Below are 18,820 nucleotides of genomic sequence, written 5' to 3'. Positions count from 1 at the left end.
GCCGCAATGATCTGGGGCAGGCCATCAATGACCCGCAGGCGCGCCAACGGATCGGGCGCGTCCGGCCCCTCAAGACTGCCGCCTAGCTGGCTGCCGAGTAGATTTCCAGGCGGTTGCGCTTTTCCACCACCGGGGCCAGGGCGTCCATCACCCGGGCCCGGGGGAAGGTGGCGATCACTTCGGTGCCGAAGCGCAGTTTGCTGAATAGGTCAAACCGGCCCTGATGCAGTTCCATGATCTTCTGCACGATGGGCAGGCCCAGGCCGGCGCCTTGCTCGGCCGTCTTCTGGGCCAGCGAGCCCTGGCCGAACGATGAGAGGACGGTTTCGATCTCATCGGGGGGAATGCCGGGGCCGTTATCCTTGATCGAGACCAGTTGGCCGCCATCGGCACTGCGGGCCACGGTCAGCGTGACCTTGCCCTGCTGCGGCGTGAACTTGATGGCATTGCTCATCAGGTTGAGGATCACCTGGCGAATGGCGCGTTCGTCGCCCCACAGGCGCGGCAGATCGGTGCCGAAGTTGAACGCCAGTTCGACGCCCTTGGCCTTGGCGCGCAGTTCCATCATGCGGCAGCAATCGGCAGCGATGTCGACCAGCGACACCACTTCCTCGTTCAACTCATACTTGCCCGCCTCGATACGGCTGAGGTCCAGCAATTCGTTGATCAGGTTGAGCAGATGCTGACCGCTGCCGTGAATGTCGCCGGCATATTCCTTGTACTGGGGCACGTGATGGGGCCCCAGCAGTTCCGAATGCAGCACCTCGGAAAAACCGATAATGGCGTTCAGGGGCGTGCGCAGTTCGTGGCTCATCGTGGCCAGGAATTGCGACTTGGCGATATTGGCCTGTTCAGCATGACGGCGCGCTTCATCCGACATCTGCCGGGCTTCTTCCAGCTCGCTGATCAGCGTGTCTTTTTCGGCCTGATGGGTGATCGTGTGCAGTTCCGAGGCGTGCAATTGGCGCGCCAGATACACAAAGAACACCTCACCACACAACGCCACGGCGGCCAGCGTATAATTCAGCGTGCCACCCAGCATCAACAGATTGGCCGATACCGTGACAGTGACGGGCAGGGTGCTGACCAATGTGGCGGGGGGCAGGGTGCGGGTGGCGATGGCGTTGGCGGCAATGGCCACCAGCACCATGGCGAACATCACCGGCGCCAGTGTGCTGGCGCTGGCCACCAGGGTAAACAGCGCCAGCATCGACCAGGCAAGCCCCAGCAGGGTCTCTCCGGCGACAAAGGTGGCGGTCCATTCGGCGGCGTTGAACCTGGCGGGAGGGGTGCGCTTGAAGCGTTGGGCCATCAGCACCACGATAAGCATGCTGAACAGCACCACGCCGGCCCATAGCGCGGTGAACAGCATCGGCACCCAGAAGCTGGCCACAAAAGCCAGTATGCCCACCAATGCCGCCATGGGCAGCGCCGCACCCAGCCGGGAATCGGCATAGTCATGCATGAGCTCAAAATCGAAGGATGCGCGCGTACCGGTGCTTGAGGTCAGGCGCTGACGGGCGTCAAGAACAGTCCGCTGTGCCGCACGTTTGCCATCACGACCCATCTGCGAACGGACATCATCGGTGACAGCCGGATAGGACGTCATGGACACTCGGTACTCGTTACTAACCCGGAAAACCGGTACGCATTCACTACTCTTGGCTGGACTCTAGTCAGCGCGTAGTTAACGTCTGGTGAAATCCGGCGGCGACATATGTATCGAACCTTTCACTTTTCAGGGCGCCGGGGCGCGGTCTTGGCAATCCTTATTCTGGCCGGAGTCGCCTTGCTGGCTGATTGGCTCGATGCACCCCTGCCAGCCGTGGCTGGCGCCGGCCGCGTCAGCGATGGAGACAGCTTTCGGCTGGGCGACGAGCGGGTGCGCCTGCTGGGCCTCGACGCCCCCGAACTGAACCAGCATTGTGCCACGGTCGACGACCCCCGTTGGCCCTGTGGCCGGGCGGCGCGTGATCGCCTGGCCAGCCTGTTGGCCGGCGGCCCGGTGGATTGCCAGCCCGACGGGCATGACCGCTACCAGCGCCTGTTGGCGCGCTGTCAGGTCAATGGTCTCGACCTTGGCGCCACGCTGGTCGGCGAAGGATGGGCGATTGCCGCGGGGGACTATGGCGCCGAGCAAGCCGCGGCCCGGGCCGCGCGTCGGGGAATCTGGGCCGGTGGCTTCGACAAACCCGCCGATTGGCGCGATGATCACCCGCGTCCGAGCCCGTTTTTGAGTTGGTTTGGGCTTTAGGCTAACAAGACCTTGAAGCGGGCAATAAACTTGCGCCGCGCAAGATTATTGCCATGCTCGGGTGAACGTGGCAGGTATTCGGCGATTTTTTGAGTGGAATGGGCCATTCTTGGAAATCTGATTTCGCGGGGGTGACATGGCTTTGGACAAGATTGACAGGAAAATCCTTACTCTCTTGCAAAAGGACGCGACCATGCCCGTGGCCGAGATTGGTCGCAAGGTCGGCCTGTCAACCACGCCGTGTTGGCGCCGGATCCAGAAAATGGAAGAAGATGGCGTGATCCAGCGCCGCGTCGCCATCCTCGATCCGGTCAAGGTCAATGTCGGCGTCACCGTCTTTGTCTCGGTCAAGACCAATGAGCACAATGATATCTGGATGCGCAAATTCGCCGGCGTCATCGACGAGTTTCCCGAGGTTGTCGAATTCTACCGCATGAGCGGCGACGTCGACTATCTGATGCGTGTGGTGGTGCCCAGCATCGGCGCCTATGACGCCTTCTACAAACGACTGATCGGCAAGATCAACCTGACCGATGTCAGCTCCGCCTTTGCCATGGGGCAGATCAAATACACCACGGCGCTGCCGCTCGATTTCGCGCTGGTTGTTGACGACGACAAATGAGCACGCTGCTCGGCTTTGAGCATGTCGGCATGACCGCGCGTGACGCCGAGCGCACCATTGCCTTCTATTGTGATCTGCTCGGCCTGCGCCTTGCCCTGCGCAAGGCCCAGCCCGGGGGCGAACTGCTGTTTCTCGACGCCGGTGGCGGCATGCTCGAGATCATGGTTCCCGCCACGCCCGGTCTCAACCCCGCGCGCGACGTGCTGCCCGGGGACGCGGGCATGCGCCACCTCACCTTTGCCTTTTCCGATGTCGATGCCATGCTGGCCCGGCTGGAGGCAGCCGGGGTGGCGGTGGTGGAACGGCCACGCGACGCCCATAACCGGGAAATGATCAAGCGCGTCGCCTTTGTGCGCGATCCTGATGGCATCATCGTTGAACTGATCGAGCGCGCCGCAGACCGCTAGATGTCGTCGTCCAGCGCCGCGATGGCGCCCGTCAGACTGTCCAGCATGTCATGGCGCTCGCCGTCGGCCGTCACCAGGCGCAGGCGCTGCACGCTGTGGTCATTGTAGAGGCTCACCATGAAGTCCTCGACCGCCAGCCTGCCATAGTCGGCGAGGGGCACCGCGACGGTGTCGAAGACCAGCGCGGTGTCCCCGCTCTGGCCGCAGAGCGCCAGTATACGCCCCAGGGCTGGCGAGCGCGCCGCCATCGCGGCACGGTAGGCCAAAATGTCGTCGCCCCTGCCGCCGGAGGCAAACAGGCGATCGATATGGCCGTCGATCAGCATCGCGGCCAGCAGCGCCTTGCGCCGGGCCAGCGGCGCGGCGCGCACCGCCTGCATCGCGGCCTCCAGATAGGCCCGGTGGGCGGCAAGATCGAGGTCAGCCAAGGTGCTTGCGGAAGAAGTCCAGCGTCCGGGCCGAGGCCTTGGTGCAGGCTTCGTGATCAAAATTGCCAGGTCGGTCACTGTTGCAGAACCCGTGCCCGGCTGCATAAAGGTGGATCGGCACATCCGGATAGCGCGCCTTGAGGGCCTCGATCTGGTCGAGCGGAATGCCGGTGTCGCGATCGCCGAAGTGCATTTCGAGCGGGATGGTCGGCGCCATGTCGATATAGTTGGGCACGCCGCCGCCATAATAGCCGGACGCCGCGCTCAATCCCAGCCCGTGATGGGCCGCGCGCCAGCTCATCGCGCCGCCAAAGCAGTAGCCGGTAATGCCCACCTTGCCGCCCGCCGATGCCGCATCGACCGCGGCGGCCATATCGAGCAGGGCGGTGGACTGGTCGAACTTCTTCATCATCTCGCCAATCACCACGAACTGCTCGGGCTGGTAGTTCTCGCTCTCATAGCCAAACTCGACCCGGTCAAACATTGCGGGCGCGACGGCCAAAAAGCCATGTTCAGCAAAGCGATCCACGACACTGCGCACCCAGTTGTTGAGCCCCCAGACCTCCTGGATCACCACCACGCCGCCGCGTGGCTTGCCCTCGGGCGCCGCCCGGTAGGCATTCAGGGTGAACCCGTCGCTGGCCACCAGAGTCGTGCGTTCGCCCATGCTTGTCTCCCTCGTCTCAGAATTGGTCTGGCGCGGCGGCGCTTAGCCGCCGGTAACACTCATATGTCGGTTGACGGCGGGTGTGCTGTGCGTGCGGTCGAGCACGAAATCGTGCCCCTTGGGCTTGAGCAGCATGGCCTGGTCGAGCGCCGCATCGAGCGCCGCTGCGCCGCCGGTCCGCAGGGCATCGCGCAGATTGACCTGATCATCCTGCCCCAGGCACATGAACAGCTGTCCCGTCGCGGTCAGGCGCACCCGGTTGCAGCTCTCGCAGAAATTGTGGCTCATCGGCGTGATGAAACCCAGCACGCCGCCGGTTTCGGCCACGTGCACATAGCGCGCCGGCCCGCCGGTGCGCTTGTCGAGCTTTTCCAGCGTATAGCGCCGCGCCAGTTGATCGTGCAGTTCGCGCAGGGGCAGATAGCTGTCGACCCGGTCGATGCCCACGTCGCCCAGCGGCATGCCCTCGATCAGCGTCAGCCCCATGTTGCGCCCATGCGCCCAGGCCATCATCGGCTCGATTTCGTCGTCATTGACGCCGCGCATCGCCACCATGTTGATCTTGATGGCAAGCCCGGCGGCCTGCGCTGCCGCGATGCCGCCCAGCACGTCGGCCAGTCGGCCGCGTCGGGTAATGGCGGTGAAGCGCTCACTGTCCAGCGTGTCGAGCGACACATTGATCCGCTTGACCCCCGCAGCGGCCAGCCCTTCGGCATGCTTGGCCAACTGGCTGCCATTGGTGGTGATGGTCAGCTCATCCAGCCCGTGCCCGATGCGCGCGCCCAGTATGGCCACCAGATCCATGATGTCGCGCCGCACCAGCGGCTCGCCACCGGTCAGCCGGATGCGGGTGGCGCCCCGGTCGATGAACGCGCCGGCGATGGTCTCGATTTCTTCAAAGCCCAGCACTTCCCGTTTGGGCAGAAACGTCATGTCCTCGGCCATGCAATAGACGCAGCGGAAATCGCAGCGGTCGGTTACCGAGATGCGCAGATAGGAAATGTGCCGCCCATAGCGGTCAACAAGCGGGCGGGCAGGGGGCGCGGTGCTGGTCATGGGGTAAACCTAGTCCGCTATGCGGCTTTTTCAAAGCGCAGCCACAACAAAAAAGGCCGCCCATCGGGCGACCCTTCGAAATTCTTTGTCCGATTGTCGGAAATGGGCTGTCTGGCCTAGTGATTGACCACGATCTGCGCGCCAACGGCGACGCGATCATAAAGATCCTGCACGTCTTCATTGGTCAGCCGGATGCAGCCCGAGGACACCGCAAGCCCGATCGAGCGGGGTTCGGAGGTGCCATGCACGCGGTACAGCGTCGAGCCGATATAGAGGGCGCGCGCGCCCAGTGGATTGTCGGGGCCGCCGGGCATGTAGGCCGGCAGGTCCGGCACGCGCTTGCGCATCTGTGGTGGTGGTGTCCAGCCGGGCCATTCGGCCTTGCGGGTAATGCGATGGGTGCCTGACCAGGTGAAGCCGTCGCGGCCGACGCCGATGCCGTACTTCATGGCCTTACCATCTTCGAGCACCAGATAGAGCCGGCGCTCGTCGGTCTCGATCACGATGGTGCCCGGCTTGTAGCGGGATTCATAGCTGACCACTTCCTTGCGGATGGCGCTGCCGCCGCGGGCGCGCGTCTGCAGTGTGGAGGCTTCTACCCAGGTGCCGTTGTCTGGGTCATAAACGAGTGCCGCCATGCTTGGCACCACACTGGCGGCTGACAGGACGAGCGACAGCACGATCACCATCGCGGACTTGAACTTGATCATATAACGACTTGGCCCCTGCAAGTAAGTACGAACGCTCGATTCGTGCGTTGCACAACTGGCGTTGCTTACGCGGTTTGCTGTTCAGCGAATAGAGGTGTTGACCGCAATAGGGCCACACTTGCCTCAGCATGGCAAAATTGTGTTGCCAGCTGGTTACAGTTTCCATTCACCAATGCGTGATCGTAGACATTCCGGGTCATTGACACGTCAGCGGCACCCTGCAATGCCAGCATTTCGGCAGCAAAGAGGGCATCATGATCGAACAGTTGAAGCGACAGGCGGCCGCCATGGCCCTCACCCAGGTGCAGCCGGGCATGCGGCTCGGGCTGGGCACCGGTTCGACAGCGCGCCATTTTGTCGACCTGTTGGGCGAACAGGTCGCGGCCGGGTTTGACTGCATCTGTGTGCCGACCTCCGAGGCCACGGCGCGCCAGGCCGCTGGCCTGAATATTCCGCTGTCCGATCTGGACACGCTGGATCGGCTCGACATCACCATTGATGGCGCCGACGAAATCGATCCGCACCTCAACCTGATCAAGGGCGGCGGCGGCGCCCTGTTGCGCGAGAAGATCGTCGCGGCGGCCTCCGATCTGATGATCGTCATTGCCGATTCCTCCAAGCTGGTGGAAACGCTTGGACAATTCCCGCTGCCCATCGAAGTCAACCGCTTCGGCCTGGGCGCCACGCGCCGGTCGGTCGCTGCGGTTTGTGCAAGCCATGGCTGTGCCGGGGAACTGCGGCTGCGCCAGGCCGATGCTGGTGGCGACTATCTGACCGATGGCGGCCACCTGATCCTCGATGCTTTTTTTGGCCGCATTTTGCAACCAGAAGCGCTATCGGCCGACTTGCTCAATATTGCCGGTGTGGTGCAGCATGGGCTGTTCCTGAATATGTGCAAAAAGGCTTATGTGGCGGCGCCCGATGGCGTAAGAACGCTCTCAAGTAGCAATTGACATTGAATTCGATCAAGATGGGTGGTTCGATAATGACCGGTGTAATGATGCGCATCAAAGCGCTGATGGCAGTAAGTTTGAGCATGGCGATGCTGGCGTTCGCGTTTCCGGCAATAGCCCAGGAACTGCCGCCCGAACAGCTTGCCCTGGCGCGCAAATATATCGATCTGACCGACAGTGCCTCGGTCTATGAAATCACCATGGTGGAAATCGGCATCGGCACCATGCGCCAGATCGTGCAGCAGAATCCGGAAGTGGCCGAGCAGACCGACGCTGTCGTGGGCAAGGTTCTCGAAGAATTCCGCGGCCGCAAGGGCGAATTGCTCGACCAGTTTGCCCGCGTCTATGCCGCGCGCTTCACCATTGGCGAGCTGCAGGAGATCGTGGCCTTTTACGAAACCGACACCGGCAAGAAGCTGGCCAAGGCCAATACCGAGGTCAATGCTGACCTGCAGACGGTGTTGAAGATCTTCACCAACAATATCCGCCAGGAATTTTATGCCAAGGTCCGCGCCGATTTGCGTGAACAGGGCATCACCCTATAGTCTTTTGCTGCATGCCAGCAGGATTGACCCCGCCTTGTGCGGGGTCTTTTTTTGTGCGATCCGGCGTGTATAACCATTCATCGGTATTTGCCGATATAATCAGCGCCGCAGGAGCCACCCCATGAGCAATTCATACGATCTGGTCGTCATCGGCGCGGGGTCAGGTGGGGTGCGCGCGGCGCGCATGGCGGCCAGCTATGGCGCCAGGGTCGCCATCATCGAAGAGTTCCGGGTCGGCGGCACCTGCGTCATTCGGGGCTGTGTGCCCAAAAAGCTCTATGTCTATGCCAGTCGGTTCCACGAAATGTTTGATGTGGCCGCCAGCTTTGGCTGGCAGGTCGAGGCGCGCTTTGATTGGCCCACGCTGGTGGCCAACAAGGAAAAGGAAATCACCCGGCTGGAAAGCGCCTATGTGGCCAATCTCGAAAAGCCGGGCGTCGAGATCATCCGGGACCGCGGCGTGGTCGCTGGTCCCAATACTGTCCATCTGGTTGGCCAGGACCGCGACCTGAGCGCCAGATATATCCTGGTGGCGACGGGCGGCCGTCCCTTCCTGCCACCCATTCCGGGTGCTGAACTGGCCATCACCTCCAACGAGGTGTTCGATCTGCCCGCGCTCCCCCACTCAATCCTGATCGAGGGCGGCGGCTATATTGCGGTGGAATTTGCCACCGTGTTTGCCGGGCTGGGCGTGCATACCACCATCATCTATCGCGGCGATTGCCTGTTGCGCGGCTTCGACGACGATATGCGGCGCGGCCTTGAGGCCGGTCTGATCGATCGCGGCGTCAAGATCATCTACCAGACCACCATTGCCAGTCTCGCCCGCGACGGTGCCGATATTTCGGCCAGATTCAGTGACGGCGTCACCGCGCCCTATGGTGCGGTCATGTTCGCCACCGGGCGTTCCCCCAATGTCGACGGCCTCGGCCTCGAGCAGGCCGGGGTTGAGCTGGCGCCCAATGGCACGGTTGCCGTTGACGCCTTCTCGCAGACATCGGTGCCCTCGATCTATGCGGTGGGCGATGTGACCGGCCGCGCGGCGCTGACCCCGGTCGCCATCCGCGAGGGCTGGTACTTTGCCGAGACGGTGTTCAACAACAATCCCATGGCGGTCGACCATTCCCAAATCCCCACCGCCGTCTTCTCCGAGCCGGAAATCGGCGTTATCGGCCTGACCGAAGCCGAGGCCGCCACGCACGAGGACATCGACGTCTACCTGTCCCGCTTCCGGCCGATGATAAACTCGCTGTCCAGCCACACCGAGCGGATGATCCTCAAGCTGATCACCGAAAAGGATGGCGGCAAGGTGCTGGGCGTTCATATTCTGGGGCATGGCGCTGCCGAAATGATCCAGCTCATCGCCATTCCGATGGGCATGGGCGCGACCAAGGCCGATTTTGACCGCGCCATGGCGCTGCACCCCTCGGCCGCCGAGGAACTGGTGACCTTCAAGTCCCCCACCTACATCTATCGCCAGGGCCACAAGATCGGCGGTTAGGGCAGGGGCCGCACCCCCTCTCAACCTCCCCCTGCCAGGAGAGGTTAGTGGGGGGTCACGCACAACAAGCCTTATCCATCTAATCCCCGCCCCCTCCGCCCCGTGCCATCATGGCCCCGTTCCCGCCAAGTCACTGGCCCCGACGCAGGGCCAGGCGGGGAGACCGGGGGATGGGGGCGCCTGTCCAGTGGGGAGCATGGCAGCCGCGCCTGCAATACTGGTGTCGCCTGAACCATCCCCCGCGCAAAACCGGCTCGTGACGGGCGGCCCTTGGTCCGTTCCACTACTCATTTGGCCCAATGGCCGCCCGTTACCCGTGACACCGCGACGCCAGCTGGCCGGGCGGGGTTTCGGCACGCCCGGCCCGATTATCCTTGGCAGGGCTGTCAGGCCTTGGTATTCCGCCAGCCAACAGCCTGTAACCCGCGTGAACGAGACCCGATATGACCACCTGGACCCCCGATAGCTGGCGCTCAAAGCCGATTTCCCAGGTTCCGGCCTATCCCGATCAGGCGGCAGTCGTGGAAGCCGAACGCCAGCTCGCCACCTTTCCGCCGCTGGTGTTTGCCGGCGAGGCACGCGAACTGAAGGCCCGGCTGGCTGCGGTCGCGCGCGGCGAGGCCTTTTTGCTGCAGGGCGGCGATTGCGCCGAGAGCTTTGCCGAACACGGTGCCGACCACATTCGCGACTTCTTCCGCGTCTTCCTGCAAATGGCGGTGGTGCTGACGCACGGTGCCTCCAAGCCGGTGGTCAAGGTCGGTCGCGTGGCGGGCCAGTTCGCCAAGCCGCGCTCGTCGGACACCGAGATCATTGATGGCGTCGAGCTGCCCAGCTATCGCGGCGACATCATCAACGCCATCGACTTCAACGAAGGCGCGCGCATCCCTGATCCGCACCGCATGTTGCAGGCCTATCGCCAGTCGGCGGCCACGCTGAACCTGCTGCGCGCCTTTTCGATGGGCGGCTATGCCGAGCTGACACGCATCCATGAATGGACCGTGGGCTTCATGAAGGGCTCCAACTGGTATCCGCGCTACGAGGAAGTGGCGCGCAAGATTGACGACGCCATTACCTTCATGGGCGCGCTTGGTCTGACGCCGGACAACACCCCGGCGCTCAAGCAGACCAGCTTCTACACCAGCCACGAAGCCCTGCTGCTCGGCTATGAGGAAGCGCTGACCCGGCGCGACTCGATCTCCAATGACTGGTACGCCACCTCCGGGCACATGCTGTGGATCGGCGACCGCACAAGGCAGCCCGATGCGGCCCACGTCGAATATTTCGCCGGCATCAAGAACCCGATCGGCATCAAATGCGGCCCGTCACTGACCAGTGACGATCTGCTGCGCCTGCTCGACCGGCTCAACCCGACCGACGAGGCCGGGCGCATCACCCTGATCGGCCGCTTTGGCGCCGACAAGGTGCGCGAACACCTGCCACGGCTGATCGAAACCGTGCAGCGGGCCGGTCGCACCGTCGTCTGGTGCTCCGATCCGATGCACGGCAACACCATCAAGGCCTCCACCGGCTTCAAGACCCGGCCCTTTGACCGGGTGCTGACGGAAGTGAAATCCTTCTTCGAGGTGCACCGCGAAATGGGCACCTATGCGGGGGGCGTGCATATCGAGATGACCGGCGACGACGTCACCGAATGCGTCGGCGGCGTCTCGGCGGTCACCGAGGCCACGCTCTCGGACCGGTACAACACCTATTGCGATCCGCGCCTCAATGCCAGCCAGGCGCTCGAGCTGGCCTTCCTGGTGGCTGAAGAAATCCATACCGAAAAGCCCGTCCAGCAGGACGCTATTGCCGGAGAATAATCTGCCAGTAAACTGAACCAAGATGATGCCCCGGCGTTCTTGTGTGAATGCCGGGGGGTGTGCGTCCGGCGTTGCTGCGCCCTGATTGATGAAAGTCGCGTATGCCTAAATCGTTGTTTCCATTGGCATCTCCTCAGACGCGTGAACGGCTGGAATCCGACCCGACCCTGCGGCTGGTCAATGATTATGATTGGGCGGGTAACCCGCTTGGCCCCATCCCGGCCTGGCCCGAAAGCCTCAAGGGCGCGGTCCGGGTGATGATGACCGCCTTCGTGCCGATGGCCATGACGATCGGTCACGAGGGTATCCTGATCTACAACCACGCCTATGCCGGGTTTGCCGGCGAGCGCCACCCCGACATATTCGGCCTCCCGGCGGTCGAAGCCTGGCCGGAAGTGGCCGACTTCGTCGCCGACAAGATCGTGCGGGGCATGCGCGGCGAGACCGTTACCCTGCGTGATCAGGAAATGCTGCTCGATCGCCATGGCCAGATGGAGACCACCTGGCTCGATCTGCATTACAGCCCCGTGCTGGGTGAAGATGGACTGCCCCTGGCGGTCATTTGCGTGGTGCTCGAAACCACCGATCAGATGCTGGCCAAGCAGGCGCTGGCGCGCAGCGAAGAACGGCTTTCCCTCGCGCTGAGCGGTTCGGGCCTGGTCGGCACCTGGGATTGGGACGTGCCCAACGATACGATCACCGCTGATGATCGCTTTGCCGAGCTGTTCAATCTCGACCCCCAGCAGGCCGGTCTCGGCGTGCCGTTTTTGGAGTTCCTCGCTGCCGTTCATCCCGACGATGCCGAGCGTGTCGGTCTGGAAATAGCCGAAACCATCCGCGGGAAAAGCGCCTACCGCTCTGAATATCGCGTTGTGGCGCAGGACGGCGCGATCCATTGGGTCGCCGCATCCGGCAAGCCGCTGTTCAATCATGATGGCATCATTCAGCGGTTTCCCGGCGTCCTGGTCGACATCACCGATCAGCGGCGCACCACCGAAGCCCTGGCCGAAAGCGAGCTGCGCTTCCGCACGCTTGCCGATGCCATGCCGCAAATGGTCTGGTCGACCCTGCCGGACGGTCGGCACGACTACTACAACGCCCGCTGGTATGAGTTCACCGGCGTGCCGGAGGGCTCGACGGACGACGACGCCTGGAGCGACATGTTCCATCCCGATGACCAGGAGCGGGCCTGGGATATCTGGAAAAAGTCGCTGGTATCGGGCGAACCCTATGAGATCGAATACCGTCTCCGGCATCGCTCGGGGGCCTATCGCTGGACGCTCGGTCTGGCGCTGCCCATCCGCGACGCGTCCGGGACCATTGTGCGCTGGATCGGCACCTGCACCGATATTCATCACACCAAGCTGGCCGCCCAGGAGCGTGAACTGGTCACCCAGGAACTCAGCCACCGCATCAAGAACATCTTTGCCGTGCTCACCGGCATTGTCAGCCTGTCAGCCCGCAGCCGTCCCGAGATCAAGCCCTTCGCCGATGAGCTGCGTCAGCGGATCTACGCTCTGGGCGAGGCGCATGACTTTGTGCGGCCGCGCAGCGATGCCGAGTCCGCCGGGAATGCAACCTCGCTGCGTGCGCTGATCGAACGCCTGATGCAGCCCTATCGCAACGGCGATACCGAGCGCGTGCTGTTCGAGGGCGACGATACCACCATCGATGATGGGGCCACGACGCCGCTGGCATTGCTGTTCCACGAACTGGCGACCAACGCCGCCAAATATGGCGCGCTCTCGATTGATGCAGGGCGGGTGGTGCTGACGGGGGAGGCGCACCAGGATGGCCGCTATCGCCTGACCTGGAAGGAGACCGGTGGTCCCGCAGTGGTCCCGGGCGAAGCCAGCGGCTTTGGCTCCCGCCTTATCGAATTGAGTGTGGAGGGGCAGATGCGCGGGACGCTGGAGCGGGTCTGGGACAGTGATGGGCTGCGCGTCGAAGTGGATCTGCCCGTCGAGGCGTTGAATCGTTCAGCCAGGCTGACCTCGAGTCCCTAGCTCAGGGAAAGCGCGCCCGATGGTCCAAACAGGTGCAGGCGGCGCGGTGGCGCCACTTCGGCCGCCCGGCGGCGCGCCACGGCGTAAGACACGGCATCGCGCAACTCCTGGTCGGTCACGGGTTTGGGCAGCACCCCGATCGTGCCCGGCACGCCATCGCCCAGTTGTGCTGGATTGGCCGTCATGAACAGCACCGTGACGCCATGCGTCTGCGCCAGAATGCGGCCAATGGTGATGCCGGTAGCGCCATCGCGCAGATTGAGGTCGACCAAGGCCACCTCAGCCGCGCTCGCCAAAGCAAGCGCCGAGCGCTGCTCGGCCGCAATGCCGACAGGCGTAAAGCCCATCTCCTCAATCACATGTTCAATTTCCGTGGCCACGAAGATCTCGTCCTCGACCACCAATATCCTGCAAGTCATCACGCCAACTCGTCGTTTCAGATCGCCAACCGGCTAAGGGCAACACCCCAGCGCTTCAGAGGTTGCAGCCAGACCGGGCTTTTGCGGCAACGTGATCGACTATGTGCATTCAGCGCTACCAAATCCCAAACCGCACTTAGTGGAGCATTAACCCTAATGCTTCATAGCTTTGCTACTGGCTGACGGCTGTCGAACTGGAGAAAACCATGAAGCGCGCGCTCAAAGGCACCATTGCAATAGTGGCACTGTTGAGTGCGGTGCCCGTGCTGGCAGCCGACTATCCCTATATGCGTCCAGCCTATGCCGAGAGCTGGAAAAACCCGGACGATGACCTGCGCTTCGAATTCGGTACCCGCTACTGGCTGTCCTGGGGCGAGCAGGATGCCAGCTTCACCGCTGCCGGCTTGGGCGATGTGGGAGTCACCACCCGTGACCAGACCCACATTGTGGAACTGCACGGCAAGATCGAAGATCTCTCGACCCAGACCTACCTCACCGGCAAGGCCGGCATTGGCCTGTCCACCAGCGGCACCTATGCCATCACACCAGCCCGCTCAGGCGCCATCGGCCGCAATTCTGGCATCGGCTATGCTGCCACTGATTTCGGCTGGCTGCCCTTTGGCAAGCTCGATGAAGGCTTCGCCGCTGGCGGCTTTGTCGGCTACCAGTACTGGAAGGACGCGCCCGATATCGGCTCCGGCCAGGTCGGCGCCACCTTTGCTGGCAATACTCCCACCTCGTTCACCGCGGCCAAGGATGATCTCGATATTCACGCGCTGCGGCTGGGGGTGAAGGCCCAGGCCGATTTCGACAAGTTCGACATTCAGGGCGAAATCGCCGCCATTCCCTACGCCCATGTGTCCGGCACTCTGGGGGGTAGTTCCCCCGATGGCTTCAATTTGGGGGGCACCGAATTTCAGGAACGCGCCCCGACCACGCTGAGTGGCCGTGGCTATGGCGTGATGGTGGAGAGCCTGGTGGGCTTTCATCCCACCGAGAACCTGACCCTGCGGGTCGGTGGGCGCGCCTGGTATGTTGAAGGGGTGCTCGACGCCCAATTCTCCTCCCGTGCCGGTGGCGCCGATCAGGCAACCCTGAACCTGCCCAGCAATTTCGCGCGCATTTTCCGCTATGGCGCCCTGTTCGAGGCGACCGGTCGCTTCTAGCCTGCCAGCGCGCCGACGTTGTGCGCTTGCCCTGATAGGGGGGAGCGGCTAAGTCTGGCGCGCGTTCCGGCACTTGGCTGCCGCCACGCCCGCACCTTCTCAGACAACGGGCAGATTTATCGTGACAGACCGCCTCCGAATTGCGCTCGCCCAGCTCAATCCCAAGGTCGGCGACCTGCCGGGCAATCTCGCCCTGGCCCGCGCCGCGCTCGCCGATGCCGTGGCCGCCAAGGCCGACATCCTGATGTTCTCGGAACTGTTCCTGACCGGCTATTTCCCTGACGATCTGCTGTTCAAGCCGCAATTCATCAAGGACGCCATGCAGGCCGCGCGCGATCTGGTCGCCGATACCGCCGGCACCGAAGTGGTGTTGGTCCTGCCTACGGTCTGGTGGGACAAGACGGGCCTGCACAATGCCGCCATTGTCGCCGAAAATGGCGAGATCATCGCCACCCGGCTGAAGCGCGAACTGCCCAATACCGATGTCTTCTACGAGAAGCGCTATTTCACCGCCGGCCCGTTGGCCATGCCGGTGCTGATCAAGGGCGTGTCGGTCGGCATCCCGATCTGCGAGGATATCTGGCACGCCAGCGTCTGCGAGCATCTGGCCATGCGTGGCGCCGAAATCATGCTGTGCCCCAATGGCTCGCCCTACTGGACGAACAAGCAGCATATCCGCAAGGAGCTGGTCCGCGCCCGGGTGGCCGAAGACGATGTGCCCATGCTCTACCTCAACCAGGTGGGCGGCCAGGACGAGCTCGTCTTCGACGGCGCCTCATTCGCCATCGAACCAGGTGACAAGCTGGTGCTGCAGGGCAAGTCGTTTGCCACCGATTTCATCGTCTCGGACTGGGTCCGCGGTGACGATGGCTGGACCTGCGCCAATGGCGAGGTAACCGAACTGACAACCACCGATGAGGCACCCTGGCTCGCCTGCGTGCTCGGCTTGCGCGACTATGTGCACAAGAACGGCTTCAGTCAGGTCGTACTCGGCCTGTCCGGTGGTATCGACAGCGCCGTCGTTGCCGCCATGGCTGTGGACGCCCTTGGTCCCGAAAACGTCCACTGCATCATGCTGCCCTATCGTTACACCAGCGAGGCCAGCCTCGCCGATGCCAGGGCCTGCGCCGACAATCTCGGCGTGCGCTATGACATCGTGGCGATTGGCGATCCGGTCGATGACGCGCTGGCGCAGCTCGCACCGATTTTTGGCGATCGCCCCGCCGATCTGGCCGAAGAAAACATCCAGTCGCGCATGCGTGGCGTCGTGCTGATGGCGGTCTCCAACAAGCTGGGTTCCATGCTGCTGACCACCGGCAATAAATCGGAGATGGGCGTGGGCTACGCCACCATCTATGGCGACATGAATGGCGGCTATAATCCGCTCAAGGACATGTTCAAGATGGAAGTCTATCGCCTGGCGGGCTGGCGCAATGCCCACGTCCCCGGCGATTGCCTCGGACCGTCGGGGGAAGTCATTCCCCAGGCCATCATCGACAAGGCGCCCAGCGCTGAACTGCGCCCCGACCAGACCGATCAGGACAGCCTGCCGCCCTATCCGGTGCTCGACGCCATTCTCAAGGGCATCGTTGAAGACGAACTCTCCCTGGCCGAAATTGTCGCCCTCGGTTACGAGCCAGCGCTGATCCAGCGCATTGAGCGCCTCGTCAATATCGCTGAGTACAAGCGCCGCCAGTCCGCCCCCGGACCCAAGCTCACCGCCAAGGCCTTTGGCATGGGACGCAAATATCCCATCACCAATGGCTACAAGGATCGGAGCATCTGATGACCATCGTACGCTGGGCACCATCCCCCACCGGTCGCATCCATCTCGGCAATGCCCGCCCGGCGCTGCTCAACTGGTTTTTTGCCCGCCGCAATGGCGGCAAATACGTGCTGCGCATGGACGATACCGATCTGGCCCGCTCCACTCTGGAGTTTGCCGACGGCATCGAGGTTGATCTGGAATGGCTCGGCATCACCCCCGATCTGCTGGTGCGGCAGTCCGAACGCACGGAGCTCTATGACGCGGCGCGCGACCGGCTGATCGCCGATGGACGCCTCTATCCCTGCTACGAAACGGCCGACGAGCTTGATCGACGCCGGGCCCGGGCGCGCGCGTTGGGCAAGCCGCCAATCTATGACCGCGCCGGGCTCAAGCTAACCGACGCCGACCGCGCCGCCCTTGCAGCTGAAGGGCGCAAGCCACATTGGCGCTTCCGGCTCGATGGCCGCCCGGTGCAGTTCGCCGATCTCATCAAGGGGACGCAGACCGTCAACACCGCCTCGATGTCTGACCCGGTGCTGATCCGCGAGGATGGCAGCTATCTCTATACGCTCCCCTCGGTGGTCGATGACATTGATCTGGCCATCACCCATGTCATCCGCGGCGAAGACCACGTTTCCAATACCGGCACCCAGATCGAGATCATCGAGGCACTGGGCGGTACGGTGCCAATCTTTGCCCACCACAATTTGCTGACTGACGCGCAGGGGCAGGGCTTCTCCAAGCGCCTGGGCTCGCAGTCCATTGCCGATTTCCGCGAGGCTGGCTACGAGCCCCTGGCCATCGCCGTCATGGCTGCGATCACCGGCACCAGCCTGCCGATCGAGGCCTATGCTTCGCTCGACGAGATCGCCAATCGCCTTGATCTATCGATGATTTCGCATGGCCCGGCGCGCTTTGATCCGGTCGAACTCGACAATCTCAACGCCCGTCTCCTGCATACCATGAGTTATGAGCAGGCGCTGCCCCGGCTCACCAGCCTGGGTCTCGAGGGTGAGGCGATCTGGATGCTGTTGCGCGACAACCTCACCAAATTCGCTGATATTGTGGACCTTGCCAGCCTGGTCACCGGGCCGGTCGAGCCCATCGTTGCCGATGAGGATCGGGAATTTCTGGCGCTCGCCAAGGCCCTGTTGCCCGCCGAGCCCTGGACCATCGAGACCTGGTCGGAATGGACCGGCGCGCTCAAGGCCGCCACGGGGCGCAAGGGCAAAGCGCTGTTTCTGCCGCTGCGCCTGGCCCTGACCGGGCGTCATGACGGGCCTGAGCTTAAGTCCCTGCTTCCGCTGGTTGGGCGTACGGCGTGTCTGGCCCGACTACCCTGACCACTTTGTCGCCGAATTGCACCAGCCGTAGCTGGGTTTCCGTTGCGGACTGATTGATCGGGCGCGTCACCGGCGTCTCTCCGGGACCAGCCGGGCGCGGGCGGGGCAGGGCAATATCGAGCAGCGTCGCCGTCTGCAGCGGCGCCACGGCCATTACCGGGGTCACGCCACGCGGATCGCGCAGCGGCATGGGAAAGCTCTCGCCCGCCACCGCGATGATCGCCCTTGTGCTGCCATCGGCCCGCTCGGCCATGCTGATCGAGCCATCCGATTGGGGCGCGACCTTGCAGCTGGCGCTGGGGCTGGTATCGAGCGCATCGCGATAGGCGAACGCCGTCGGCAAGGCGGTATAGGGCTCGCCGAACTGATTGCGCATCTGCTCGGGTTCCTGCCCCGGATTGTCATAGAAATACAGCGCCACTGGCGTCGTCCGGCAGCTCTCCTGACACGCTGCCGCGTCATTGCCGACATAGTCGGGCAGGGTGGCGTAGCTGATGGGCCAGAAATAGCCATCGCTCAGGCGAACGCACACCGTGCGCACCGTCTGGTAGCCCTGATAGCCCCAATAGTCGCCACCATCGATCATCTGTCCGTCGGAAAAATCGCTTTCCGAGGTGGTGCCGAAAATGCGATCGAACAGGTTCTGACGGCCATTGGAGAAGGTGGCGCTGGAGCCGCGATCGGTGCCGCAGCCAAAACGGGCCATTTCCTGCAGGATCGCCTCGCGCTGGCCGGCCACGGCATTGGCAGTTTCCACCTGCTGGGAGATACCGGCCGCCACCTCGCGCAGGCGCAGCACCTCACGGCCAATTTGCCGGCACTCCTGGGTCAGCTGCTGGCCAGCCTTGGCGGCGTCGTTGCAGCCATCACGCACATAGCGACTCTCCATGCTCTGCACATCGCGCTGCGCTTGCCGGGCGGCCTGCGAATTGCCGCCCATTTGGCGAAAATCACCATTGCGGTCAAACTGCTGCAGGGCGCCTTCCAGCCGTGAACACTGCGCCGATTGCGCATAGGCGACATTGACGTTCAAAACCATGCATAGTGCGCTCAGCGTCAGAAGGACGAGGGCGCGTGCGCCATTGCTGCTAAAAAATATCATCGAATTCCATCGACGCCCAGTGCGTCACAACCGGGCCTTAAGACAACGCTAGG

At 63.1% G+C, this 18,820-nt stretch carries 18 protein-coding genes; 11 read left to right on the top strand and 7 right to left on the bottom strand.

What is annotated here, in order from left to right:
* Positions 1-82: 82 nt before the first annotated feature.
* Positions 83-1,609, bottom strand: coding sequence for an MFS domain-containing histidine kinase (locus tag ABFY71_RS02180; protein WP_305578727.1), 1,527 nt, complete (start codon positions 1,607-1,609; stop codon positions 83-85).
* 150 nt (positions 1,610-1,759) lie between these two features.
* Here ABFY71_RS02180 and ABFY71_RS02175 point away from each other — a divergent pair, with 150 nt between their 5' ends.
* The 3 genes from ABFY71_RS02175 to ABFY71_RS02165 all read left to right on the top strand — a co-directional run bounded on the left by ABFY71_RS02175 (position 1,760) and on the right by ABFY71_RS02165 (position 3,283).
* Positions 1,760-2,254 (top strand): thermonuclease family protein, encoded by a 495-nt coding sequence (locus ABFY71_RS02175; RefSeq protein WP_347944463.1) that lies wholly within the window; start codon positions 1,760-1,762, stop codon positions 2,252-2,254.
* 142 nt (positions 2,255-2,396) lie between these two features.
* On the top strand, positions 2,397-2,876 hold the full coding sequence (locus ABFY71_RS02170) for an Lrp/AsnC family transcriptional regulator (RefSeq protein ID WP_347944525.1): 480 nt from the start codon (positions 2,397-2,399) through the stop codon (positions 2,874-2,876).
* Positions 2,873-3,283, top strand: a complete 411-nt coding sequence (locus ABFY71_RS02165; RefSeq protein WP_347944462.1) for a VOC family protein — start codon at positions 2,873-2,875, stop codon at positions 3,281-3,283. Before ABFY71_RS02170 ends, ABFY71_RS02165 begins: the two co-directional genes overlap by 4 nt.
* Here ABFY71_RS02165 and ABFY71_RS02160 read toward each other — a convergent pair.
* The 4 genes from ABFY71_RS02160 to ABFY71_RS02145 form a co-directional block, all read right to left on the bottom strand.
* Positions 3,280-3,711 carry a hypothetical protein gene (locus ABFY71_RS02160; RefSeq protein ID WP_305578733.1) on the bottom strand — a complete coding sequence of 144 codons (432 nt, stop codon included), beginning with the start codon at positions 3,709-3,711 and terminating at the stop codon, positions 3,280-3,282. The genes ABFY71_RS02165 and ABFY71_RS02160 overlap by 4 nt on opposite strands.
* Positions 3,704-4,378 carry a dienelactone hydrolase family protein gene (locus ABFY71_RS02155; protein ID WP_347944459.1) on the bottom strand — a complete coding sequence of 225 codons (675 nt, stop codon included), beginning with the start codon at positions 4,376-4,378 and terminating at the stop codon, positions 3,704-3,706. Before ABFY71_RS02155 ends, ABFY71_RS02160 begins: the two co-directional genes overlap by 8 nt.
* Positions 4,379-4,420: 42 nt before the next feature.
* Positions 4,421-5,434, bottom strand: coding sequence for a GTP 3',8-cyclase MoaA (gene moaA, locus ABFY71_RS02150; protein WP_347944458.1), 1,014 nt, complete (start codon positions 5,432-5,434; stop codon positions 4,421-4,423).
* Positions 5,435-5,550: 116 nt separating this feature from the next.
* Entirely contained in the window at positions 5,551-6,144 is a 594-nt protein-coding gene (locus tag ABFY71_RS02145; RefSeq protein WP_431021494.1) for a L,D-transpeptidase, read from the bottom strand.
* A 254-nt stretch (positions 6,145-6,398) separates the two neighbouring features.
* Here ABFY71_RS02145 and rpiA point away from each other — a divergent pair, with 254 nt between their 5' ends.
* The 5 genes from rpiA to ABFY71_RS02120 all read left to right on the top strand — a co-directional run bounded on the left by rpiA (position 6,399) and on the right by ABFY71_RS02120 (position 12,969).
* Positions 6,399-7,097, top strand: a complete 699-nt coding sequence (gene rpiA, locus ABFY71_RS02140) for a ribose-5-phosphate isomerase RpiA (RefSeq protein ID WP_431021493.1) — start codon at positions 6,399-6,401, stop codon at positions 7,095-7,097.
* A 44-nt stretch (positions 7,098-7,141) separates the two neighbouring features.
* Positions 7,142-7,642 (top strand): DUF2059 domain-containing protein, encoded by a 501-nt coding sequence (locus ABFY71_RS02135; protein ID WP_347944457.1) that lies wholly within the window; start codon positions 7,142-7,144, stop codon positions 7,640-7,642.
* Positions 7,643-7,763: 121 nt separating this feature from the next.
* Positions 7,764-9,143, top strand: a complete 1,380-nt coding sequence (gene gor / locus ABFY71_RS02130) for a glutathione-disulfide reductase (RefSeq protein WP_347944455.1) — start codon at positions 7,764-7,766, stop codon at positions 9,141-9,143.
* Between the two features lie 443 nt (positions 9,144-9,586).
* Entirely contained in the window at positions 9,587-10,963 is a 1,377-nt protein-coding gene (locus ABFY71_RS02125; RefSeq protein ID WP_347944454.1) for a class II 3-deoxy-7-phosphoheptulonate synthase, read from the top strand.
* 101 nt (positions 10,964-11,064) lie between these two features.
* Positions 11,065-12,969: a PAS domain-containing sensor histidine kinase gene (locus ABFY71_RS02120; RefSeq protein ID WP_347944453.1), complete on the top strand. Its 1,905-nt coding sequence runs from the start codon at positions 11,065-11,067 to the stop codon at positions 12,967-12,969.
* Here ABFY71_RS02120 and ABFY71_RS02115 read toward each other — a convergent pair.
* Positions 12,966-13,391, bottom strand: coding sequence for a response regulator (locus ABFY71_RS02115; protein WP_347944452.1), 426 nt, complete (start codon positions 13,389-13,391; stop codon positions 12,966-12,968). The genes ABFY71_RS02120 and ABFY71_RS02115 overlap by 4 nt on opposite strands.
* A 203-nt stretch (positions 13,392-13,594) precedes the next feature.
* On the opposite strand from ABFY71_RS02115, the gene ABFY71_RS02110 reads away from it, so the two are divergent.
* The 3 genes from ABFY71_RS02110 (at position 13,595) to gltX (ending at position 17,665) form a co-directional block, all read left to right on the top strand.
* Complete coding sequence (locus ABFY71_RS02110) at positions 13,595-14,554, top strand: hypothetical protein (protein ID WP_347944451.1); 960 nt, start codon at positions 13,595-13,597, stop codon at positions 14,552-14,554.
* A gap of 121 nt (positions 14,555-14,675) precedes the next feature.
* Positions 14,676-16,340 carry an NAD+ synthase gene (locus ABFY71_RS02105; protein WP_347944450.1) on the top strand — a complete coding sequence of 555 codons (1,665 nt, stop codon included), beginning with the start codon at positions 14,676-14,678 and terminating at the stop codon, positions 16,338-16,340.
* Positions 16,340-17,665 (top strand): glutamate--tRNA ligase, encoded by a 1,326-nt coding sequence (gene gltX, locus ABFY71_RS02100; protein WP_347944449.1) that lies wholly within the window; start codon positions 16,340-16,342, stop codon positions 17,663-17,665. Before ABFY71_RS02105 ends, gltX begins: the two co-directional genes overlap by 1 nt.
* Here the strand turns inward: gltX and ABFY71_RS02095 are convergent.
* A complete protein-coding gene (locus ABFY71_RS02095; RefSeq protein ID WP_347944448.1) occupies positions 17,610-18,704 on the bottom strand; it encodes a DUF2865 domain-containing protein in 1,095 nt (364 codons plus the stop codon). The genes gltX and ABFY71_RS02095 overlap by 56 nt on opposite strands.
* Positions 18,705-18,820: the final 116 nt, after the last annotated feature.

Source organism: Devosia alba (assembly GCF_039938915.1).
GTDB lineage: Bacteria > Pseudomonadota > Alphaproteobacteria > Rhizobiales > Devosiaceae > Devosia > Devosia alba.
This window is presented reverse-complemented; position numbering and strand designations above follow the sequence as displayed.